The sequence below is a fragment of the Pseudomonas sp. YQ_6 genome (genome assembly GCF_043103245.1).
Lineage (GTDB): Bacteria > Pseudomonadota > Gammaproteobacteria > Pseudomonadales > Pseudomonadaceae > Aquipseudomonas > Aquipseudomonas alloputida.
Window position 1 is genome coordinate 106,347 of the sequence record NZ_JBICJR010000056.1, and the last position, 21,091, is coordinate 127,437.

Consider the following 21,091-nt stretch of genomic DNA (forward strand, 5'->3'; position numbering starts at 1 on the left):
GCATCACTGCGTGGCCATGAACTGCAGGATGCGTTCGCGCAGCCAGCGCTCGGCGGGGTCGTTGTCCTGGGCGCCGCTCCAGACCATCGACAGCTCGGCCTCGGTGATGTCGAACGGCGCCGGGTCGGCGCGCAGGCTGCCGTCGTCGGCGAGGGCACAAGCGGCATAGTCCGGCACCGTGGCGATCAGCTCGGTGTTGCGCAGCAGGGCGCGCAGGCTACCGAACTGCGGCACCGCCAGCACCACCTTGCGGCAACGCCCGATGCGTGCCAGGTCGAGGTCGATGTTGCCGCTCATGTCACCGGAGAACGACACCATCACGTGCGGGCGGGCGCAGTATTCGTCGAGGGTCAGCGGCCCCGGGCGGTCGTCGGCGCGCAGCACCCGTACACCGATGTCGCGCAGCTTGCGGCGCTTGGCGGTGGCCGGCAGGTCGGTGGTATAGCTCACACCTACCGAGATCTCGCCGCTGGCCAGCAGGCCAGGCATCAGCAGAAAATTGGCCCGCCGCACGACCACGCTAATGTCCGGGGCCTCTTCACGCAGGGCCTGTAGCAGGGCCGGAAACAGGCCGAACTCGGCATCGTCGGAAAGGCCCAGGCGGAACACGTTGCAGCTGTTGGCCGGGTCGAACTCGCGGGCGCGGCTGATGGCGGCGGAAATCACGTCCATGGCCGGGCCAAGCTCAGCAAAGATCTGCATGGCCCGTGGGGTGGGTTCCATGGCCCGGCCGCTGCGGATCAGCAGCGGGTCGTCGAACAGCTCGCGCAGGCGGGCGAGGGCGGCGCTGACGGTGGATTGGGTGATAAACAGTTTTTCACCCACTCGGGTCAGGTTGCGTTCGATCATCAGGGCTTCGAACAGCACCAGCAGGTTCATGTCGACGCGGCGCAAGTCGTTGCGGTTCATGAGGGCTCGGCGTCCTGGGCAAAGGGTATGGCTGTGTATTGAAGCATGGTGCAGGGCCTTGTGCCTTGTATGGATGTGCCGGCCTCATCGCGGGCCTGACCACGATGCGGCCAATACAGGCCTGCGCCTGACAGAGTCAGCCTATCAGGCACCAACAGCCACTCTATTAGAACTCTGCCCAAGCTCGGCTAGTCTTTCTCGTGGCCCCGCGAATTCCGCGACAGGGCAGCGCGTCAGCACCTGCGTGCAAGACCGTGCCCCCCCGCCGTGACAGCTTCGCAAGCCCCGTGTACACCTGATGAGGGGTAGTACGAGCCCACCCGCTCGGCTGAAAGAACACTGGCATAGACCGGAAATCTGGATAACCGACCCAAAGGTACCCGCAGATGTCGAACGAATCGAAATGCCCGTTCCATCAAACCGCAGGTGGCGGCACCACCAACCGTGACTGGTGGCCTGACCAGCTCAACCTGAGAATTCTTCACCAGCATTCCTCCAAGTCCAGCCCCGACCCGGACTTCGACTATGCCAAGGCGTTCAAGAGCCTCGACTTCCAGGCCCTGAAGAAAGACCTGACCGCCCTGATGACCGACTCGCAGGATTGGTGGCCGGCCGACTTCGGCCACTACGGCCCGCTGTTCATCCGCATGGCCTGGCATAGCGCCGGCACCTACCGCATTGGTGATGGCCGCGGTGGTGCGGGCTCTGGCCAGCAACGCTTCGCCCCGCTCAACAGCTGGCCGGACAACGTCAGCCTGGACAAGGCCCGGCGCCTGCTGTGGCCGATCAAGCAGAAGTACGGCAACAAGATTTCCTGGGCCGACCTGATCGTACTCACCGGTAATGTTGCCCTTGAGTCCATGGGCTTCAAAACCTTCGGCTTCTCCGGCGGGCGTGCCGATGTGTGGGAGCCGGACGAAGACGTGTACTGGGGGTCGGAAAAGGTCTGGCTGGGCGGCGATACCCGTTACGGCAAGGACCAGGTCAAGGCGCAGCCGCCGGGGCAGGGTGACCTGGTGGCCGAGCCGGCCAAGCATGGTGAAGAGCAGAATCGCGACCTGTCGGCCGAGCGTAACCTGGAAAACCCGCTGGCCGCCGTGCAGATGGGCCTGATCTACGTGAACCCGGAAGGCCCGGAAGGTAACCCCGACCCCGTGGCCTCGGGCAAGGACATCCGTGAAACCTTTGGCCGCATGGCCATGAACGATGAAGAAACCGTGGCCTTGATCGCCGGTGGCCACGCGTTCGGCAAGACCCATGGTGCCGGCCCCGCCGACAACGTCGGCCCCGAGCCGGAAGCGGCAGGCCTGGAGATGCAGGGCCTGGGCTGGCACAACACGTTTGGCTCCGGCAAAGGCGGGGATACCATCACCAGTGGCCTGGAAGTGACCTGGACCTCCACCCCGACCCGTTGGAGCAACGAGTACCTGAATAACCTGTTCGACTTTGAGTGGGAGCTGACCAAAAGCCCGGCCGGCGCGCACCAGTGGCGGCCGAAAGATGGCAAAGGCGCAGGCATGGTGCCCGATGCACATGATCCCGGTAAAAGGCACGCACCGTCGATGTTGACCTCCGATCTGGCATTGCGCTTCGACCCCATCTACGAGCCGATCGCCCGCCGTTTCAAAGAAAACCCTGAGCAGCTGGCGGATGCTTTTGCCCGTGCATGGTACAAGCTGATCCACCGCGACATGGGCCCGCTGGCGCGCTATCTGGGCCCGGAAATGCCCAATGAAGAGTTGCTGTGGCAAGACCCGTTGCCCAAAGCCGACCCATCCACGATCAGCGAGCAAGACATCGAGGCCCTCAAATCCAGGGTCCTGGCCTCGGGTTTGAGCGTGGGCGAACTGGTCTCCACCGCCTGGGCATCCGCGTCGACCTTCCGCGGCTCCGACAAACGCGGTGGTGCCAACGGCGCACGTTTGCGCTTGGCGCCACAGAAGGACTGGGCTGCAAACCAGGGCGTGGACAAGGTGCTGGCGGCATTGGAAAAGATCCAGGGCGAGTTCAACAACGGCGGCAAAAAGGTTTCCCTGGCCGACCTGATCGTGCTGGCCGGTACCGCGGCAGTCGAAAAAGCTGCCAAGGATGCGGGTTACAGCGGCAGCGTAGGGTTCCGCCCGGGACGAGTTGATGCGTCCCAGGAGCAGACCGACGTCGAGTCGTTCGCCGTGCTGGAACCACTGGCCGATGGCTTCCGCAACTTCACCAAGGCACGCTACAGCATCAAGGCCGAGAAACTGTTGTTGGACAAGGCGCAGTTGCTGACCTTGACCGCGCCGGAGCTGACCGTGCTGATCGGTGGCCTGCGGGTGCTCGGTGCCAACCATGGTGGCAGCAAACTCGGCGTGTTCACCGACAAGCCGGGGACGCTGAGCAACGACTTCTTCCGCAACTTGCTGGATATGAGCGTGGAGTGGAAACCGACCTCGGCGGACAACGAGACCTTTGAAGGCCGCGACCGCAAGACCGGGCAGGTGAAGTGGAGCGGTAGCCGGGTAGATCTGGTGTTTGGTTCGCATGCCCAGTTGCGGGCGTTGAGCGAGGTGTATGCCAGCAGTGATGGCGGTGACAAGTTTGTCCGCGACTTTGTGGCCGCCTGGCAGAAGGTCATGGAGCTGGACCGCTTTGATTTGAAATAGCGTTACCTGGCGGGGGGCGCTTAGCGTCCCCTTGGCCAGTGGTTATCCCGCCAATTCCAGGTCGGATAGATACAAAAGTGTCCTCGTCGGTTCTGTTGCAATGCTTCTCAGGCGGCCGGCCTGAACAGCGTGCTCACAACGACAAGGAACCCCGACCATGCAAATGCCCAAGACCCTGAAAATCCGCAATGGCGACAAGGTACAGCCAACCTTCTCCGCTCAGGAATACGCTGCTCGCCACGCCCGGTTGCGGGCCTATATGGCCGAGCAGGACATCGAGGCGGCAATCTTCACCTCGTATCACAACGTCAACTATTACAGCGATTTCCTCTACTGCTCGTTCGGCCGCCCTTATGCGCTGGTGATTACCCAGGACAAGGTAGTCTCGATCAGCGCCAATATCGACGGCGGGCAACCCTGGCGGCGCACGGTGGGCACTGACAACATCGTCTACACCGACTGGCAGCGCGACAACTATTTCGTCGCCATCCAGCAGGCGTTGCCGCTGGCCTCGCGCATCGGCGTGGAATACGACCACCTGAACCTGCAGAACCACGGCAAATTCGCCGCCTGCTACCCCAAGGCCGAGCTGGTGGACATCGCTGCGCCGTGCATGCGTATGCGCATGATCAAGTCGGCCGAGGAGCAGTCGCTTATCCGTCACGGTGCACAGGTGGCCGACATCGGCGGAGCGGCAGTGGTCGAGGCCCTGCGTGAGCAGGTGCCCGAGTACGAGGTGGCATTGCACGCCACCCAGGCGATGGTGCGCGAAATTGCCAAACGCTTCCCCGACGCCGAGCTGATGGACACCTGGACCTGGTTCCAGTCCGGGCTCAACACCGATGGCGCACACAACCCGGTCACCAGCCGCCGTGTGGGCAAGGGCGAGATCCTCAGCCTCAACTGTTTCCCCATGATCGCCGGCTACTACACCGCGCTGGAGCGCACCCTGTTCCTTGACCACTGCCCGGACGAGTACCTGCGTCTGTGGCAGGCCAACGTCGAAGTGCACGAAGCCGGGCTGCAACTGGTGCGCCCAGGCATGCGCTGCAGCGATATCGCCCGCGAACTGAACGAGATCTTCCTGCGCCACGACCTGCTGCAGTACCGCACCTTCGGATATGGCCATTCGTTCGGCACGCTCAGCCATTACTACGGCCGCGAGGCGGGGCTGGAGCTGCGCGAGGACATCGATACCGTGCTGGAGCCGGGCATGGTGGTGTCGATCGAGCCGATGATCATGCTGCCTGAAGGGCGACCGGGGGCGGGCGGTTATCGCGAGCATGACATTCTGATCGTCAACGACAGCGGCGCCGAGAACATCACCAGGTTCCCGTATGGGCCGGAGCACAACATCATTCGCAAATAAGCATCGGCGTCGGCTGCTTCGCGGGCAAGCCCGCTCCTACAAAGATTTCACCGTTGTCGTAGGAGCGGGCTCACCCGCGAAAAGGCTGGCCCAGACAACAACAAGATCCCTGTATGACCACCAGACCCTGCCTCCAATTAAAAGAACCAGAGGGTACCCGTCATGTCCAGCACCACCCTAGACCCATCCGCCATCGCCGGCCCCGCGCACAACGCCGAACGCCAGGCGCTGCGCAAGGCCGCCCGGGCCAGCTTCATGGGCAACTTCGTCGAGTGGTTCGACTACGCTGCCTACGGCTATCTGGCCACCATCATCGCCGCCACCTTCTTCCCGCAAACTGACAAGACCACCGGCCTGCTGGCTACCTTCGCGGTATTCGCGTTGTCTTTCCTGGTACGCCCGCTGGGCGGCATTGTCTGGGGCCATTTCGGCGACCGACACGGTCGGCGCAACGCGTTGTCGTGGTCGATCCTGATCATGTCGGTATCTACCTTTTGCATCGGCTTGTTGCCGGGCTATGCGCAGATCGGGCTGTGGGCCCCGGCCTTGCTGTTGCTGATCCGCCTGGTACAGGGGTTTTCCGCCTCGGGTGAGTACGCCGGGGCCGCTGCGTTCCTGGCCGAGTACGCGCCGCCTGGGCGGCGTGGCTTGTACACCAGCATCGTGCCGGCCAGCACGGCGGCGGGGTTGTTGTTCGGTGCGGCGTTCGTTGCGGTGCTGCATGAGCTGCTCAGCAGTGAAGCCCTGCATGAGTGGGGCTGGCGCCTGCCGTTCCTGCTGGCGGCGCCGTTCGGCCTGGTAGGGCGCTATATCCGCATGAGCCTGCAGGACACGCCCAAGTTCCTGGAGATGGAGCAGCGCCTGGAAACCAAGGCCGGCATGGCCACGACGCCGCTGCGCGAACTGCTGGGCCAGCACCGGCGCAGCCTGGCGATCGGCATGGGTGTCACCTGCCTGAATGCGGTTGCGTTCTACCTGTTGCTCAGTTACATGCCGACCTACCTGTCCAGTGAAATGGGCATGAGCGAGCGGGACTCGTTCATCGCCTCGACGGTGTCGCTGGCCACCTATATCGGCTTGATCTTCCTGATGGGGCGGCTGTCCGACCAGTTTGGTCGCAAGACCATGCTGGTGGTGGCCTCGCTGTTGTTCCTGGGGTTGACCGTGCCGTTGTTTCGCCTGCTGGACGGCCAGCCGCTGCTGGTGATTCTGGCAATCCAGATCCTTTTCGGTGCGATGCTGGCGATGAACGACGGGACCTTGCCGTGCCTGCTGGCCGAAATCTTTCCGACCCGGGTGCGCTTCAGCGGGTTTGCCTTGAGCTTCAATGTGGCCAATGCGCTGTTTGGCGGGACTGCGCCGTTCATTGCCACCTGGCTGATTCAGGTGACGGGCAGCAAGCTGGCCCCGGCAGGATACTTGCTGGCGGCAGCACTGGTGGCGCTGGTGGCCATGCTGATGTGTCGGGAGACGGCGCACGCGGCCCTTGAAGATTAGTTGACCTGCACTGGCCTCTTCGCGGGCAAGCACGCTCCTACGACGGCCTGTGCCGGACCACCGATGTGCATCCATTGTAGGAGCGGGCTTGCCCGCGAAGAGGCCAGCCAAGCCAGTACAGGACCCCATTCAATGGAGAGAGGCCTGCCGCCGCTCCCCTAAAGGCGACAGCCCGAAGAACCGGCTATAACTCTTGGAAAAATGCGCAGGCGAACTGAAGCCGCAGGCCAGCGCTACCTCACGCACTTGCACGTCGCTGCGCAGCAGTAACTCCCGCGCCCGCGACAGCCGCAGCTCCAGGTAATACTGGCTGGGCGTGCGCTGCAGGTACTTGTGGAACAACCGCTCCAATTGGCGCACGGTCACGTCGTTGAGGCTGGCCAGTTCCTCCAGCCCCAGCGGTTCCTCCAGATTGGCCTCCATGATCGCCACCACCTGGCTCAGTTTGGGCTGAGCGCTGCCGAGCAGGGTGCGCAGCGGTACACGCTGGCGCTCACGCTCACCGCGTACGCGGTCGCACAGCAACAGCTCGGCGGCCTTGGCCGCGATGTCCTGGCCGCCAGTATCCCGGGCCACCAGTTGCAGCATCATGTCCATGGCTGCCACGCCGCCTGAGCAGGTGTAACGGTCGCGGTCCAGTTCGAACAGCTGGCTTGAGATCACGATACCGGGGAAGTGTGCCTGCAACGTCGGCAGGTCTTCCCAGTGGATGGTGCAGCGGTAACCCTTGAGCAATTCGGCCTTGGCCAGCAGGTAGCTACCGGTGCAGATACCGCCCAGTGGCAAGCGCTGGCGGGCCAGTTGGCGCAACCAGTCGATCAATGGGCGGTTGCTACGGCTTCGGTCAATCGGGTTGGCGCCGACCACCAGCAAGGCATCCAGCGCGGGGGCGTTGGCGATGTTGTAGTCGGGCAGTACGCGCATGCCGTTGCTGGCTACCACCGGCGCGTCGTCTGCAGCGATCAGCACACTGCGATACAGCGGCTTGCGCGCGGCCAGGTTGGCCATGCGCAGGGTCTCCACCGCCGACGCAAGGCCGATGGTGGTGAAATTGGGCAAAATAAGGAAGCCAAAGGTCTTTGCCGAACAATTCTTTACACTAGACGGCGATAGGTTTGCAGAAGCGGGGTGGACCATTGCGCTGTTCCTGTGCAAGCTGAGGCCTGGTTGGTCAGGGGCAGTGAGAAAGCAGAGCCTCGCGTGGTTCTTGTTGTTATGGGTCGTTGCCGGGTCGATCATACACCCCGGATGCAGCGGCCAGGAATGGCCCCGCCGGCTGGCTGGGCCGACAGTGATTGACAGAGAAGGTGAGCGTCAGTGAACCCCGAAACCATGCTGGCGGGCTTGCCAGGCTACGCCATGGCCCCCGAAGCGATCCAGGTGCTGCCCGATGCCAGGGCTTACCGCGCCTGCCTGTTCGAGCGCATCCGTACGGCGACTCGGCGCATCGTTATCGTTGCGCTGTACCTGCAGGAGGACGAGGCCGGTCAGGAAGTGCTGGATGCCTTGTACCAGGCCAAGGCCGCGCGGCCAGGCCTGGAGATCACCATCGTGGTCGACTGGTTCCGCGCCAGGCGCGGGCTGCTGGGGGCCGGGCGTCAGCCGGGCAATGCCGCCTGGTATCAGGCCCAGCGCCAGTTGCGTGGGCTGGACATCGCGATCCATGGGGTGCCAGTGCAGACCCGCGAACTGTTCGGGGTGTTGCACCTCAAAGGCAGCATCATCGACGATTGCGTGATCTACACCGGCGCCAGTCTGAACAACGTCTACCTGCATCGTTTCGACCGCTATCGCCTGGACCGCTATCACCTGTTCCAGTCACCGGCACTGGCCGATGCCATGGTCGGCCTGGTTCAGCGGTTGCTGCACCATACCGCCACACCGCGCCTCGACCTGCCGGCGCCACCCTCTACCCGCAGCTTGCGCGGTGACATTCGGCGTTTGCGCGCACGGCTGCGGCGCATGGCCTACGAGGTACCGGCCAGCGTGACGGGGCAGGGCTTGCAGGTAATCCCGCTGCTGGGGGTGGGCCGTGGCAATCCACTGAACCGGGCGCTGTGCGCCTTGCTGGCAGTGGCGCGCACGCAGATCATCATCAGTACGCCGTATTTCAACCCGCCACAGGTCGTGATGCGCGAACTTGACCATGCCCTGGCGCGGGGGGTTGGGGTGGAACTGATTGTCGGTGACCGCACCGCCAACGACTTCTACATCGCCCCTGGCGAACCGTTCAGTGCCAGTGGTGCATTGCCCTATCTGTACGAGGACAACCTGCGCGCCTTCGCCCGCCGCCGCCACGCCGCGATTGCCAGCGGCCAGCTGCAAGTACGCATCTGGAACGACCCGGGACATACCTTCCATGCCAAGGGCGTGTGGATCGACCAGCGTTATTCGCTGTTGACCGGTAACAACCTGAACCCGCGCGGGTTCAACCTGGACCTTGAGAACGGCCTGCTGATCGACGACCCGCAGGGTCAATGGCTGGCGCCACGGGAAGCAGAGTTGACCGAACTGCGGCGCTTTGCGCCGAGAATCGATTCGGCAGAGGCGCTGGGGGAGAAGGCAGAACATCCCAAGCAAGTACGCAAGTTTCTGCGTCGATTGCGCTATAGCCGGTTGGAACCGTTGATCAAACGGGTGCTCTGACATCGCCTGTACTGGCCCTGTCGCCGGCAAGCCAGCGACAGGGCCAGAGTGGTGCGAACGGTGCATTGATGTCATTATGATATTGCTACCCACGGCCCTTTGTCTGGGGCTGGTTTACAATGTGCAGGCAACCGTGCAAGGCCCCTCTGAACGTGATCACGATCGCATACAGTCGGGCCTTTTCCCGTTAACCAGACAGGCCAATGCGTATATGGCGTTAGATCCACCCACGATGCTGACTATTTCAGTCGCGTTGGCTGCTGCGGCCGCCTTGTACCTGGCGATTGAATGGCGCAGCGTGCGCGAAACCTCGTTGCTGTATTGGAGTGCGGGTTTCGCCACGATTACGGTTGGTAGCATCCTGGCATTGTTGCGCGGGGTCGGCTTTCTGTTCATCGGAATCTGGTTCGCCAATGGCTTGCTGGTGGTGGCCCACGTGTTTTTCCTGATCGGCGTGCTGCGCTTCACCCAAGAGCGCTTGTCAGGTGCGTGGTTGATGATTGGGCTGGTCTGGTTCGCCTTGCTGCTGCTGCCCGTGGGCCCGCAGTGGTCGAAGGTGATACTGATGGTCAACTCGTTGTTGGTGGCCTCGCTGACGCTCAAGGCCAGTTTCCTACTGCGGCCACATGGCAAATCGCTGAGTGTCGGGGCTGTGCAACTGCGCTATGTGTTGCTGATCCATGGGCTGTTCTATGTGGCCAAGGCGGCCATCGCGATCACGCCAGGCACGCTGATTGACCTGGCGACCTTTGGCGGGCTGATCATTCAGGTTTCGCTGGTGGAAGGCGCGATGGCGATCATGCTGATTGCCTTGTCGATGACCGGCACCGTACGTTACCGGCGTGAAGAGCGGATTGCCCGGCTGGCAGCCCGTGACCCGCTGACTGCGCTGTACAACCGGCGTGCACTGGAGGTGCGGGCGGGGCATTTCTTCAAGGACGTGAGCCCGGCGCAACCCGGGGCATTGCTGTTGATCGACATTGATAACTTCAAACTGGTCAACGACCTGCACGGGCATATCGCCGGCGACCGTTTGCTGATTGCCTTGAGCGAGATGATCCGTACGACGCTGCCCGAGCGCTCGCTGGCGGCGCGATTGGGCGGGGATGAATTCGTCATCTTGCTCAGTGGCGCGAGCAGTGAACGGGTCATGGAACTGGGTAGTGGGCTGCGTGAGCAGTTCCAGCAGTACGCCGACAAGACCGTGCCTACGCCCCATGCGGTTACCTTGAGCATTGGTGCCAACGTGTTCGATCAGCCGCCGGCGAGCCTGGCGGCGTTGATCGAGCAGGGGGATGTGGCGTTGTACCAGTCCAAACGTGGGGGGCGCGACAGCATCCGGTTTTTCGAGCGGGCGATGGTTGAACTCCGGCAATGAGCGAATCACCTAGGTGGGTGAGCTTTCATGTAACCCATGTGGGTGATCCGTACAGGCGCTCCCGTCACTCGGCCCCCGCGTTTGACGGGCATCCATGCCCGTCATCGGCAAAACAGCGTGGTCAGGTTGCAACCTGATAGCACGGTACATACTCGGCGCCGCCGGGCAGCTTCATCCGGTGCTGGTCGACGAATGCCTGCAGCAGCCGGCCCAGCGGGTCCAGTACGGCGCTGTCACCATGGATCTGATACGGCCCGTGTTCCTCGATCAGGCGGATGCCTTTGTCCTTGACGTTGCCTGCGACAATCCCGGAAAACGCCCGGCGCAGGTTGGCCGCCAGTTCATGGGGCGGGAGCTCGCGGCGCAAGTCCAGGTCGGCCATGGCCTGGTGGGTCGGGTCGAACGGTCGCTGGAAGCTCTCCTCGATCTTCAGCAGCCAGTTGAAGTGGAAGGCATCGTTGCGCTCGCGGCGGAACTGCTTGACCGCTTTGAGGCCTTCGACCATGTGCCGGGCGACTTCCGCCGGGTCATCAATGATGATTTCGTACAGGCGATGGGCCGCTTCACCCAGCGTGGCGCCGACGAAAGCGTGCAACTGTTGCAGATAAGGCTCGGCGCTGCGCGGGCCGGTGAGCACCACCGGGAACGGCAGGTCGTGGTTGTCCGGGTGCATGAGGATGCCCAGCAGGTACAGGAACTCCTCCGCCGTGCCGGCACCGCCCGGGAAGATGATGATGCCGTGGCCGACACGCACGAAGGCCTCCAGGCGCTTCTCGATGTCTGGCAGGATCACCAGTTCGTTGACGATCGGGTTGGGCGCTTCGGCGGCGATGATGCCGGGCTCGGTCAGGCCCAGGTAGCGGCTGCCATGCATGCGTTGCTTGGCGTGGGCGATGGTGGCACCCTTCATCGGGCCTTTCATCACGCCCGGGCCGCAGCCGGTGCAGACATCCAGCTTGCGCAGGCCCAGTTCGTGGCCGACCTTCTTGGTGTACTGGTATTCCTCGGTGCTGATAGAGTGGCCGCCCCAACACACCACCATCTTCGGCTCCACGCCCGGGCGCAAGGTACGCGCGTTGCGCAGCAAGTGGAAAACGTAGTCGGTGATGCCCTGGGAGCTTTCCAGGTCGATGCGCTGGCTGGCCAGCTCGCTTTCGGTGTAGACGATGTCGCGCAAGGCGCTGAACAGCATTTCACGTGTGCTGGCGATCATTTCACCGTCGACGAAGGCGTCGGCTGGGGCATTCAGCAGCTCCAGGCGCACGCCGCGGTCCTGTTGGTGGATACGCACCTCGAAGTCTTTGTAGGCCTCAAGGATAGTCTTGGCATTGTCGACATGGGCGCCAGTGTTGAGGATTGCCAGGGCGCACTGGCGGAACAGTGTGTAAAGGCTACCGGTACCGACTTCACTCAGTTGCTGCACTTCACGTTGTGACAGCGTCTCCAGGCTGCCTTTGGGGCTGACGGATGCATTGATGACATGGCGTTGAGGCATCTAAGTCTTTCCTGTGCGGGTAAAACATCCTTCTTTGACACCACCATACCGAGAAATGTGGACGGCAACGAGGGGGGCGTGGAAAAACCTTGAGACCGGGTGGCCTGCTTCGCGGGTAAACCCGCTCCTACAGGGGCCTTGCCGTCTTCAGGGCAGCACCCACCTGTAGGAGCGGGTTTACCCGCGAAGCAGCCGACTCGGTCTCCAGTCAGCCCAACAGCTTCTGCACCCCCAGGGTAATCGCCAACCCCCCGCCAACCAGCCACAGGTTGAGGATCGCCCCGGTGGCCAGCGCCCGTGGCCCAGCCTGGCGAATCTGGCTGAAGCGGGTCTCCATGCCCAACGCCGTCATGGCCATGGTCAAGGCAAAGGTGTCCAGGCTGTTCACGGCCTGGGTCACGCTGCCAGGCAGCACTTGCAGTGAATTCACCAGGACCAGGGCCAGGAAGCCAAAAGCGAACCAAGGCATGGCAATGCGCCCGTTGCCCTGCGCCTGGCCAGCCTTGCGCGAACGGCTGATCCACAGGCCCACCACCAGCAGTACCGGCACCAGCAGCATGACCCGGGTCATCTTGACGATGGTGGCGACATGCGTGGCTTCGGGGCTGACATTGCTGGCCGCGCCAACCACCTGCGCCACTTCGTGGACAGTGCCGCCCAGCAACAGCCCGGCGCCCATGGTATCCAGATGCAGCCAGCCGGCATTGATCGCCAGTGGGTAAAGGAACATCGACAAGGTACCGAACAGCACTACGCTTCCGACTGCCATGGCGCTTTTATGGGGGGCGCTGCGCAGCGCCGATTCGAATGCCAGCACGGCGGCGGCGCCGCAGATGGCGCTGCCGGCGGCGGTCAGCAAGGCGGTATCGCGGTCGAGCTTGAACACTTTCATGCCACACCACAGACCGATCAGCAGGGTACTGGTGACTACCAGCACCGAGACGATAAGCCCCGACCAGCCGACTTCGGCAATTTCCTGCAGGCTTACCCGCAGGCCGAAAAATGCCACGGCAATGCGTAACAGGCCGCGAGCGGAAAAGTTGATGCCCGCTGCCCAGCTTGCCGGTACGCCGTCACGCAGCGCGTTGCCATACAAGGCACCTGCGACGATACCCACGATCAGCGGGCTGATGCCCAGGTTGGCGATAGCGGGCAGGGCCGCCAGTTGCGTGACTGCGACCGCGAACAGCGCGACGAACAGAATGCCATTGAGCCGCCCTCGGGTGGAGAGGGTAGGGGCAAAGGCAGGGTTGGACGGAACCGTGGCCATGTGAGTCCTCCGGAAAAGGTGTTTCGACAAGGCCTACGTTAATCTGGTTATAAGCTTATAAAAAATCGTAATTTAGGATGGCAAATATCCGCAAAACTGATATTTTTCAAAAATGACCCCAGAACAGCTGATAACATTCGCCACGGTTGCCGAACACGGCAACATCAGCCATGCCGCTCAAGCCCTGCACCTGTCGCAGCCGGCGGTGTCCGGCCAGCTCAAGCTCTTGCAAGAGGCGTTTGGCGAACCCCTTTACCAACGTGCCGGCCGCGGTGTGCGGCTGACAGCGGCCGGTGAGCAGTTGCTGGCGCATGCCGAGCGCCTGCGCGAAACCTTCCGACAGGCGCAAGCATTGCGCGAGGCCATGCGCGGGCTGGAGCGCGGCACCTTGCGCATCGGCGCCAGTACCACGCCTGCCAGTTACCTGCTGCCTTACCTGATCGCCGATTTTCACGGGCGTTATCCGGATGTGCTGGTCACCACCTCGCATGGCAACACGGCAGAGATCGTCGCCGCCCTGGACAGTGTTGATATCGCCCTGATCGAGGGGCCGCCCGGGCAGGAGTTGCCGTTGGGTACGCAAGTGACGCCGTGGCGCGAGGACGAGATCGTGGCGATTGTGCCCCGCGGGCATCCGCTGGCAGGCAGTGACCAGCAGACGCTGGCGGCGCTCGGCGCCTACCCCTTGGTACTGCGTGAAAGCGGCTCGGGTGTGCGGCAGATCGTCGAGCGGGCGTTTGCCCGTGATGGCGTGGCGATGCGTGTGGCGCTGGAGATCGCGGGCGTTGAAGGGGTAAAAGAGGCGGTCCGGGCCGGGATGGGGGTTGGCTTTGTGTCGGCGATGTCCATTCGTCATGAAGATGGGGCGCTGCACCGGTTGCAGGTAGCGCCGCAGGCGCTGGTGCGGCGTTTTTCCATTCTGTTGCCGCATGCGGCTACGCCTTCGCGGGCTGCCTCGCGGTTTCTTGAATTGTGTGTTGCCATGCAAGAGGTGGGTTGACTGTACTGGTCTCTTCGCGGACGTGCCCGCCACAGGTACAGCACAGATTTTTGAAGACGGTGCTGTATCTGGACTGCCCCCAGGAAGTTGGACGCCAATTCAACCCTTGGTGGCTTCTGAACATAGGGTATTGGCTATATGGATCGGCGTGTATGCTTTGCAAGGCAGCCTTCGGTATCGAGTTAGCAACGGAGCCCCAGATGGAGTTTTCTGCCTACAAAGGCACCACGTCGATCAGCCTCGTGCGGGACGCACTTCAAGGAGCAGAACTGCGTGGCCTGGATGTCGCTACTGTGCTCAGCCACGCGCATATTGATCCACTTCTGCTGGACCAGCGCTATGCCAGGGTACCTGCTGGTACGTTCTCCAGATTGTGGATTGCGTTAGCGGATTTGCTCGACGATGAGTTTTTTGCGGCAGACAGTCATCCCCTTCGCAGAGGTAGCTTCAAGCTGATGGCGCAACTGGCCCTCGGCTGCGACACCATTGGGCAGGCGCTCAAGCGGATTCTGGCGTTTCTCAGGACTGCCCTTGATGACATCTACGGGTCGGTGGAATGCGAGGGAGAGCATGCTGCAATTATCATTCATGATCATGGTGAGTTGCGAAGGGTGTTTTGTTACGGTGCCTGGCTGGTGCTCGTGCACGGCCTGCTTTGCTGGCTGTGCGACAGGCGCATTCCTATTGTGAAGTTATCGATGCGTCCTCCTCAGCCGGTGGACGACAGCGACTATCGAATGCGCTTTTGTGAGGAAATCGAGTGGAGGGCCGATAGAACCTCCGCTGTGTTCGAGAAGAGCTTTCTGGCGTACAAGGTTTGCCAAACGCCCGCTTCTCTTCCTGCCTTTCTAAAAGGCACGCCAAGTAACTTCCTTGTGAAATACCGTAACGACGACAGTACGAGCATTATGATCCGGCGGCGATTAAAACTGCTCTCTCCACACACGTGGCCTGAACTCGATGAGCTCGCCCGCGACTTGAGCATGTCCAGTTCCACCTTACAGCGAAGGCTCTATGCTGAGGGTTTCACCTACCAACGGCTCAAAGATAATCTAAGGCGGGATATTTCCATCAGTCTGCTGTGCCGGGCAGGTATGACGGTGGATGGCGTTGCGTCAGAGGTTGGCTTCATTGAGACCAGTGCGTTCCACAGGGCATTCAAGAAATGGACGGGTATCACCCCTGGTGCTTACAGACGCTCGTTGCGTAGCCCTCGAGGGGACTAGTCCGCTGCGCTTGGGCTGATCGCTTCTGTTCGAAGCTATCTGGTTTTTTCCAAAACTGCCCGTTCCGGTCAAGCAGAATGATGCCATTGGGCATGGTTGGCGCTTGCCATAAGGCCTACGATTTTTCTCGGGCGCCGTCTAGCTGGTGCCTCTCAACTCTCCCGACTCACACGCGGAACCATGCGTACCTGTGCGTGTGGTCGAGTTGTGCCAGATCGCTATACGTATGTGGACTTCAAAAACACAACAATAAGATTGAAGGAGACACGGTATGAGTTCTTTGAATATGTACACGTTGACCGAAGAGTCGAAGTTTAACCGCTTTCATGGACTTATTCTGTTCTGGTGCGTGTTGATTCTGATTATCGATGGTTACGACTTGGCAGTGGTGGGGGCTGCCCTGCCAGCCATCATGGCCGATATGCAAATTGACGCAACCAGCGCCGGGGTAATGGCTGGCTCAGCATTGTTCGGGACAATGCTGGGCGCGATTTTTTTAGGCACATTGGCAGATCGAATTGGCCGGCCGAAAATGATCGCGATGTGTGTCGCGCTGTTCAGCATTTTCACCGCTGCGGCAGGGTTCACTGACAGCCCGCTGACCTTCAGTATCATGCGCTTTATCGCCGGCTTGGGAATTGGCGGTGTGTTGCCCATCTGTACGGCGCAGATGGGTGAGTTCTCGCCCTTGAAAGTTCGCACCCGGCTGGTGACCATCGTTTTCGCAGGCTATTCGGTGGGCGGAATTCTGGTAGCGCTGACGGGTAAACAACTGATCGAAAGCTACGGTTGGCAATACGTGTTTTACGTGGCAGTCCTGCCAGTGGTATTGATTCCTTTCATTCTCAAGACAATGCCCGACTCTATCGGCTTTATGTTGAAGCAGGGGCGACAAGACGAGTTGAAAGTCATCGCGCGTCGCCTTCGTCCTGACCTTGTGATCAAGGATGACACGCAATTCGTTGGCAATCCGCAGATTATCTCTGCTCAAGACAAGCCGGTACGAAGCCTTTTCCTGGAAGGCCGTGGATACAGCACGGTCATGATCTGGATGGCATTCATGACCGGGCTGTTCATGGTGTATGCGCTCAATTCGTGGCTCACCAAGTTGATGGCCATGGCGGGCTTCAGCCTCGGTTCAGCCCTGAATTTCGTCATCGTGTTCAACCTCGGTTCGATCTTCGGTGCAATTCTGGGTGGATGGCTTAGCGATAAATTCAGCATCAAGCACGTCTTGGTGGTGTTCTATGTAGTGGGCGCGGTCGCACTCACGTTGCTGGGGTATACCCGCTCCACCGAACTGCTCTTTGTCGTCGTGTTCATCGTGGGGGCCTCGACCCTTGGCACACAGCTTCTGGCCTATGCATACGCCGGCGATTTCTATCCCTCCACCATCCGCTCGACTGGCGTCGGTTTTGCATCGGGGGTCGGTCGCGTCGGGGCGATTGTCGCACCTGTTTTGATTGGTGCCTTGGTGTCGATGGCGTTGCCGCTGGAGCAGAACTTCATGGCAATCGCGCTCGCCGGCCTGGTAGGGGCTGTTGCAGTGACCATGATCAACCAATCCCGCTCGGACTCGGCTGTAGTGAGGAAGAAGGCCACGGTTGCCCACGAGCTGACCTGACCGTAATTCTGAGAGACAGGTGCCAAGTATGCTTATTGATCGCTTGCGCGAATCACCGGTAGGTTCGGACGAAACAGCCCGTTTGATCGACTGGGCAATTGTCTCACGTCGGAGCATCAGGTCGTTCCTCCCAACCCCAGTTCCGCTAGAGGAAATCGAAGCGATGCTGAACGTTGCTCGCTTTAGCGCAACAGGCGTCAACCTGCAGCCCTGGAATGTGCATGTTGTTACCGGTGATATGAAGGCACGGTTGTCCGCAGCACTTGCTGAGGTTGATGACCATCCGGCTGATGACCAACGCTTTTCTGATCCCTACGCGTATTACCCCAGGGAGTGGACGTCTCCCTACATCGAGCGGCGCAGGGAGGTAGGGTGGGGGCTCTATAGCTTGTTGGGCATCAGTCGAAGCGATAAACAAAGGATGCATGAGCAACACGGCCGGAATTATCGCTTCTTCGGGGCGCCTGTTGGCCTGTTCTTCACGATTGACCGCGTGCTTCAGGAAGGGAGCCTGCTGGATTATGGCATGTTCCTGCAAAGCCTCATGATTGCCGCACGGGGAAGAGGCTTGCACACCTGCCCACAGGCAGCATTCCTTAAATATCACAGCATCATCACTGAAATGCTGGAAATACCGAAGAGCCAAATGCTCGTCTGTGGGATGAGCTTGGGTTATGCCGATGATGGCAGCATTGAGAACACGTTGGTTACTGGCCGTGAACCCGTGCGTGCATTCACTACCTTTCACTCAGAATAAAAAACCTGGCGTGCGCTCTGTGCAAGTTTGGCGTCGGGCAGGGTGATACTGTTTCGATCATTCCGCTAAAGCGGGCCTTAACCCATTTGTAGGACTGGCATTGCATGGGGCGCTTAGCGGCGGACCATGCTCAAGCACACAACAAGAACAAGGTGCCTGTGATGTCTATTGCTTTTAAAAAAACGTTGGCTTGTTCAGCAACACTGCTAGTCGCGCCTTATGCTTCTGCCGCGTTCGTGGAAGACTTCAAAGGCAGTCTCGAACTCCGTAACTTTTACTATAATCGGGATTTTCGCAATGATGGCGCCACTCAGTCCAAGCGCGATGAGTGGGCGCAAGGTTTTACTTTGAACCTGCAATCCGGTTTTACAGAAGGGCCAGTGGGCTTCGGTATTGATGCGATGGGCTTGCTGGGGGTGAAGCTTGATTCCAGCCCGGACAGAACGGGATCAGGGCTGCTGGCCTACGATTCCGACAGGCAGGTTGAGGAGGAATACGGTAAGTTCGTGGCCACCGCCAAAGCGAGGATGGGTAAGACGGAGTTGAGGATAGGGGGGGTAAACCCTCTGATGCCTCTACTCTGGAGTAATAACAGCCGCTTGCTGCCTCAGATCTTTCGCGGTGGTTCGCTGACCGTCAACGATATCGATAAATTGACGGTAACAGCTACAAGAGTCAACGCAGTGAAGCAGCGTAATTCCACCGATTTCGAATCACTCACAGCCACTGGCTATGCCCCGGTTGAGGCGGATCACTACAACTACCTGGCATTTGACTTCAAGCCTGCGAAGGACATGACCTTCAGTTTGCACGCCGCCGAACTTGAAGATCTTTATAAATCCTACTTCGCCGGCATTAAAGTCATCAAGCCATTGTGGGAAGGCAATGTGATCGCGGATGTTCGCGTGTTCGATGCCAGCGAGACGGGCTCCAAAAAACTGGGTGAGGTGGACAACAGAACGCTGAGTAGCTACTTCGCCTACAGCATCAAGGGACACACCATCGGTGGCGGTTACCAGAAGGCCTGGGGCGACACCTCGTTTGCGTTCGTGAACGGCACGGATACCTATCTGTTCGGCGAATCGCTGGTCAGTACATTCACTGCCCCTGAGGAGCGAGTGTGGTTCGCAAGGTACGACTTTGATTTCGCCGCGTTGGGTGTACCGGGCTTGCTGTTCACCACTCGGTACATGAAAGGTGATGATGTCAATCCTGATCTGCTGACGAGCCGCCAAGCTGCTTCACTCCGCCTCAACGGGGAGGATGGCAAAGAATGGGAGCGGGTCACTGATATCTCTTATGTTATACAGAGTGGTCCGGCGAAGGGTGTTTCGTTCCAGTGGCGTAACTCCACGAACCGCTCGACTTACGCTGACAGCGCTAATGAAAATCGCCTGATCATGCGCTACACCTTCAACTTCTAAATAGCGAAACGGGCCGGCCTTCTGAAGCCGGCCCATTTTTCGCCATTTATTCCCAATCGAAGGGTTCGCTGTTTTCCGCCTGAATTGCACCAGGCGTTCGGACGCCTGCACCCAGCCGTTTCATCTTTTGCTACGAAAGGCCAGTACGGATTAAGCCACCGCTGCCAGCTTGGCGCTGGTCTGCCGACGACGGTAGGCACTGTCACGGCTCGCCAGCCACCAGTACAGCGGCGAGGTGATCGCCAACCCTACCAGCCACGACAGGTCAGCCCCGTTGATGTGCTCGGAAATCGGCCCGACGTACAGCGGGGTGTTCATGAACGGTATCTGCACCACGATACCCACAGCGTAGGCGATCAGTGCCTGCGGGTTGTAGCGCCCATAGATCCCACCATCGACCTGGAAGATCGACTGGATGTCGTAGTCACCTTTGTGAATGGCGTAGAAGTCGATCAGGTTGATCGCCGTCCACGGCACCAGCACCACCAGCAGTACCAGCACCATGTCAACGAAGTGGCCGATGAAGTCTGCCGAAGCGAACACCGCTACCACGCAGCAGGCCGACAGCACGATCAGCGACAGCACTGCACGGCTTTTGGCGGTGGGGATCCAGCGGTAGGCGAACGTTTGCACCAGGGTGATGATCGACAGCACCGCGCCATACAGGTTGAGAGCGTTATGGCTGATCACACTGAGCAGGAACAGCACCAGCATGATCGGGCCCAGCGTGCCGGTGGCCAGCTTGACCGCGTCCATGGTGTCCATGCCGGCCGGAATCGCCAGCACGGCCACGGCGCCGAAGATGAATGACAGGCTCGAGCCCAGGGCCGAACCCAGGTAGGTGGTCCAGAAGGTCGAGCTGACTTTGACATCTGCCGGCAGGTAGCGCGAGTAGTCCGACACATAGGGCGCAAAGGCGATTTGCCACAACGCCGCCAGCGAAACGGTGGCCAGCCAGCCGGCCAGGTTGAAGCTGCCACGGGTGAGGAAATCGTCGCTTTGTACATGGGTGAAGATGTAGCCGAAGCCGACCACGATACCGATGCCCAGTACCCAGGTGCCAATGCGATTGAGCACGTGGATGAAGCGGTAGCCGATGATGCCGATGATGCCTGAGCCCAGCGCACCGATGACGATGCCCACCGGTACCGGAACGGCGTCGACCACGCCATGCAGTGACTTGCCGGCAAGGACGATGTTGGAAGCGAAGAAACCGATGTACATGACGCCGGCGATCACCACCACCAGCAGCGCGCCGAGGGTGCCGAACTGGGCGCGGCTCTGGATCATCTGCGGAATGCCCATTTGCGGGCCCTGGGCCGAGTGCAGGGCCATCAGCACCCCGCCGACCAGGTGACCGACGAGGATGGCGACGATGCCCCATACCAGGTTCAGGTGGAACAGCTGCACACCCAGCGCGCCGGTGACGATGGGCAATGGCGCGATGTTGCCGCCGAACCAGAGTGTGAACAGATCCCTTACCTTTCCATGGCGGTCTTGCGGGGGCACGTAGCCGATCGTGTGTTTTTCTATCAGGGGTGCCGAATTGGCTGCACTGGTCATGACTGACTCCAAGGCAAGGTAGGGCATTGGGAACTGCCCGGGGGCGTGCCGGCGGTGGGCGACGCGTTCTTGTTGGAGCGATGATGAGGGGCGCGGGGATAACGAGAAATTAGTAAATATGTACCCATAAGCGTTAAAAAAACTAAGGCTGACAAAAGCTTAAGCGGGTGACGGTAGCAAGGAGAGTGCCAGCTGGCTGAAGGCCTTGGGGTAGAGGGGCGGCGGGGGTGGCAACCGGATCACGGTGGGCTGGGTTGGTGCGATGTGCGCGTTTTCAGGGCAGATGAAAGG

Annotated in this window: 15 protein-coding genes; 10 read left to right on the plus strand and 5 right to left on the minus strand. The window is 60.7% G+C overall.

Annotated features, from left to right (window positions below; all coding sequences use genetic code 11):
* Nucleotides 1-3: 3 nt before the first annotated feature.
* The gene (locus ACF8FG_RS19865; RefSeq protein WP_019438326.1) at nt 4-909 is read right to left on the minus strand and encodes a LysR family transcriptional regulator; all 906 of its coding nucleotides are present in this window, start codon (nt 907-909) and stop codon (nt 4-6) included.
* Between the two features lie 386 nt (nt 910-1,295).
* Here ACF8FG_RS19865 and katG point away from each other — a divergent pair, with 386 nt between their 5' ends.
* The 3 genes from katG to ACF8FG_RS19880 all read left to right on the plus strand — a co-directional run bounded on the left by katG (nt 1,296) and on the right by ACF8FG_RS19880 (nt 6,417).
* Nucleotides 1,296-3,551 (plus strand): catalase/peroxidase HPI, encoded by a 2,256-nt coding sequence (katG, locus tag ACF8FG_RS19870; protein WP_019438325.1) that lies wholly within the window; start codon nt 1,296-1,298, stop codon nt 3,549-3,551.
* A gap of 157 nt (nt 3,552-3,708) precedes the next feature.
* The gene (locus tag ACF8FG_RS19875; RefSeq protein ID WP_014590572.1) at nt 3,709-4,920 is read left to right on the plus strand and encodes a M24 family metallopeptidase; all 1,212 of its coding nucleotides are present in this window, start codon (nt 3,709-3,711) and stop codon (nt 4,918-4,920) included.
* 162 nt (nt 4,921-5,082) lie between these two features.
* On the plus strand, nt 5,083-6,417 hold the full coding sequence (locus ACF8FG_RS19880) for an MFS transporter (protein ID WP_010954505.1): 1,335 nt from the start codon (nt 5,083-5,085) through the stop codon (nt 6,415-6,417).
* 129 nt (nt 6,418-6,546) lie between these two features.
* Here ACF8FG_RS19880 and ACF8FG_RS19885 read toward each other — a convergent pair whose 3' ends face one another.
* Nucleotides 6,547-7,554: a GlxA family transcriptional regulator gene (locus tag ACF8FG_RS19885; protein WP_014860028.1), complete on the minus strand. Its 1,008-nt coding sequence runs from the start codon at nt 7,552-7,554 to the stop codon at nt 6,547-6,549.
* Between the two features lie 180 nt (nt 7,555-7,734).
* Between ACF8FG_RS19885 and pssA the strand changes: the two genes are divergently transcribed.
* Together pssA and ACF8FG_RS19895 are read left to right on the plus strand one after the other, a co-directional pair.
* Complete coding sequence (gene pssA / locus ACF8FG_RS19890; RefSeq protein WP_076402921.1) at nt 7,735-9,063, plus strand: CDP-diacylglycerol--serine O-phosphatidyltransferase; 1,329 nt, start codon at nt 7,735-7,737, stop codon at nt 9,061-9,063.
* A gap of 232 nt (nt 9,064-9,295) precedes the next feature.
* Complete coding sequence (locus ACF8FG_RS19895; RefSeq protein ID WP_119713921.1) at nt 9,296-10,441, plus strand: GGDEF domain-containing protein; 1,146 nt, start codon at nt 9,296-9,298, stop codon at nt 10,439-10,441.
* Nucleotides 10,442-10,562: 121 nt separating this feature from the next.
* On the opposite strand, the gene ppnN is transcribed toward ACF8FG_RS19895, so the two are convergent.
* Nucleotides 10,563-11,936 carry a nucleotide 5'-monophosphate nucleosidase PpnN gene (gene ppnN / locus ACF8FG_RS19900; protein ID WP_014590577.1) on the minus strand — a complete coding sequence of 458 codons (1,374 nt, stop codon included), beginning with the start codon at nt 11,934-11,936 and terminating at the stop codon, nt 10,563-10,565.
* 208 nt (nt 11,937-12,144) lie between these two features.
* The gene (locus ACF8FG_RS19905; RefSeq protein WP_014590578.1) at nt 12,145-13,206 is read right to left on the minus strand and encodes a YeiH family protein; all 1,062 of its coding nucleotides are present in this window, start codon (nt 13,204-13,206) and stop codon (nt 12,145-12,147) included.
* Nucleotides 13,207-13,318: 112 nt separating this feature from the next.
* Between ACF8FG_RS19905 and ACF8FG_RS19910 the strand changes: the two genes are divergently transcribed.
* From ACF8FG_RS19910 to ACF8FG_RS19930, 5 genes are all read left to right on the plus strand, one after another.
* Nucleotides 13,319-14,206 carry a LysR family transcriptional regulator gene (locus ACF8FG_RS19910; RefSeq protein ID WP_019437196.1) on the plus strand — a complete coding sequence of 296 codons (888 nt, stop codon included), beginning with the start codon at nt 13,319-13,321 and terminating at the stop codon, nt 14,204-14,206.
* Between the two features lie 200 nt (nt 14,207-14,406).
* On the plus strand, nt 14,407-15,432 hold the full coding sequence (locus ACF8FG_RS19915; protein WP_026031838.1) for an AraC family transcriptional regulator: 1,026 nt from the start codon (nt 14,407-14,409) through the stop codon (nt 15,430-15,432).
* Nucleotides 15,433-15,703: 271 nt separating this feature from the next.
* The gene (locus tag ACF8FG_RS19920) at nt 15,704-17,056 is read left to right on the plus strand and encodes an aromatic acid/H+ symport family MFS transporter (protein ID WP_064493012.1); all 1,353 of its coding nucleotides are present in this window, start codon (nt 15,704-15,706) and stop codon (nt 17,054-17,056) included.
* A 28-nt stretch (nt 17,057-17,084) separates the two neighbouring features.
* Nucleotides 17,085-17,813, plus strand: coding sequence for a nitroreductase (locus ACF8FG_RS19925; RefSeq protein WP_019436941.1), 729 nt, complete (start codon nt 17,085-17,087; stop codon nt 17,811-17,813).
* Between the two features lie 104 nt (nt 17,814-17,917).
* A complete protein-coding gene (locus ACF8FG_RS19930; protein WP_070383791.1) occupies nt 17,918-19,237 on the plus strand; it encodes an OprD family porin in 1,320 nt (439 codons plus the stop codon).
* Nucleotides 19,238-19,387: 150 nt separating this feature from the next.
* Here ACF8FG_RS19930 and ACF8FG_RS19935 read toward each other — a convergent pair whose 3' ends face one another.
* A complete protein-coding gene (locus ACF8FG_RS19935) occupies nt 19,388-20,800 on the minus strand; it encodes a cytosine permease (RefSeq protein WP_014590635.1) in 1,413 nt (470 codons plus the stop codon).
* Nucleotides 20,801-21,091 lie beyond the last annotated feature (291 nt).

Coding starts and splice junctions, on each gene's coding strand:
- ACF8FG_RS19865 (WP_019438326.1), bottom strand. CDS start 909: ATGAACCGCAACGACTTGCGCCGCGTCGACATGAACCTGCTGGTGCTG.
- katG (WP_019438325.1), top strand. CDS start 1,296: ATGTCGAACGAATCGAAATGCCCGTTCCATCAAACCGCAGGTGGCGGC.
- ACF8FG_RS19875 (WP_014590572.1), top strand. CDS start 3,709: ATGCAAATGCCCAAGACCCTGAAAATCCGCAATGGCGACAAGGTACAG.
- ACF8FG_RS19880 (WP_010954505.1), top strand. CDS start 5,083: ATGTCCAGCACCACCCTAGACCCATCCGCCATCGCCGGCCCCGCGCAC.
- ACF8FG_RS19885 (WP_014860028.1), bottom strand. CDS start 7,554: ATGGTCCACCCCGCTTCTGCAAACCTATCGCCGTCTAGTGTAAAGAAT.
- ACF8FG_RS19895 (WP_119713921.1), top strand. CDS start 9,296: ATGCTGACTATTTCAGTCGCGTTGGCTGCTGCGGCCGCCTTGTACCTG.
- ppnN (WP_014590577.1), bottom strand. CDS start 11,936: ATGCCTCAACGCCATGTCATCAATGCATCCGTCAGCCCCAAAGGCAGC.
- ACF8FG_RS19905 (WP_014590578.1), bottom strand. CDS start 13,206: ATGGCCACGGTTCCGTCCAACCCTGCCTTTGCCCCTACCCTCTCCACC.
- ACF8FG_RS19910 (WP_019437196.1), top strand. CDS start 13,319: ATGACCCCAGAACAGCTGATAACATTCGCCACGGTTGCCGAACACGGC.
- ACF8FG_RS19915 (WP_026031838.1), top strand. CDS start 14,407: ATGGAGTTTTCTGCCTACAAAGGCACCACGTCGATCAGCCTCGTGCGG.
- ACF8FG_RS19920 (WP_064493012.1), top strand. CDS start 15,704: ATGAGTTCTTTGAATATGTACACGTTGACCGAAGAGTCGAAGTTTAAC.
- ACF8FG_RS19925 (WP_019436941.1), top strand. CDS start 17,085: ATGCTTATTGATCGCTTGCGCGAATCACCGGTAGGTTCGGACGAAACA.
- ACF8FG_RS19930 (WP_070383791.1), top strand. CDS start 17,918: ATGGGGCGCTTAGCGGCGGACCATGCTCAAGCACACAACAAGAACAAG.
- ACF8FG_RS19935 (WP_014590635.1), bottom strand. CDS start 20,800: ATGACCAGTGCAGCCAATTCGGCACCCCTGATAGAAAAACACACGATC.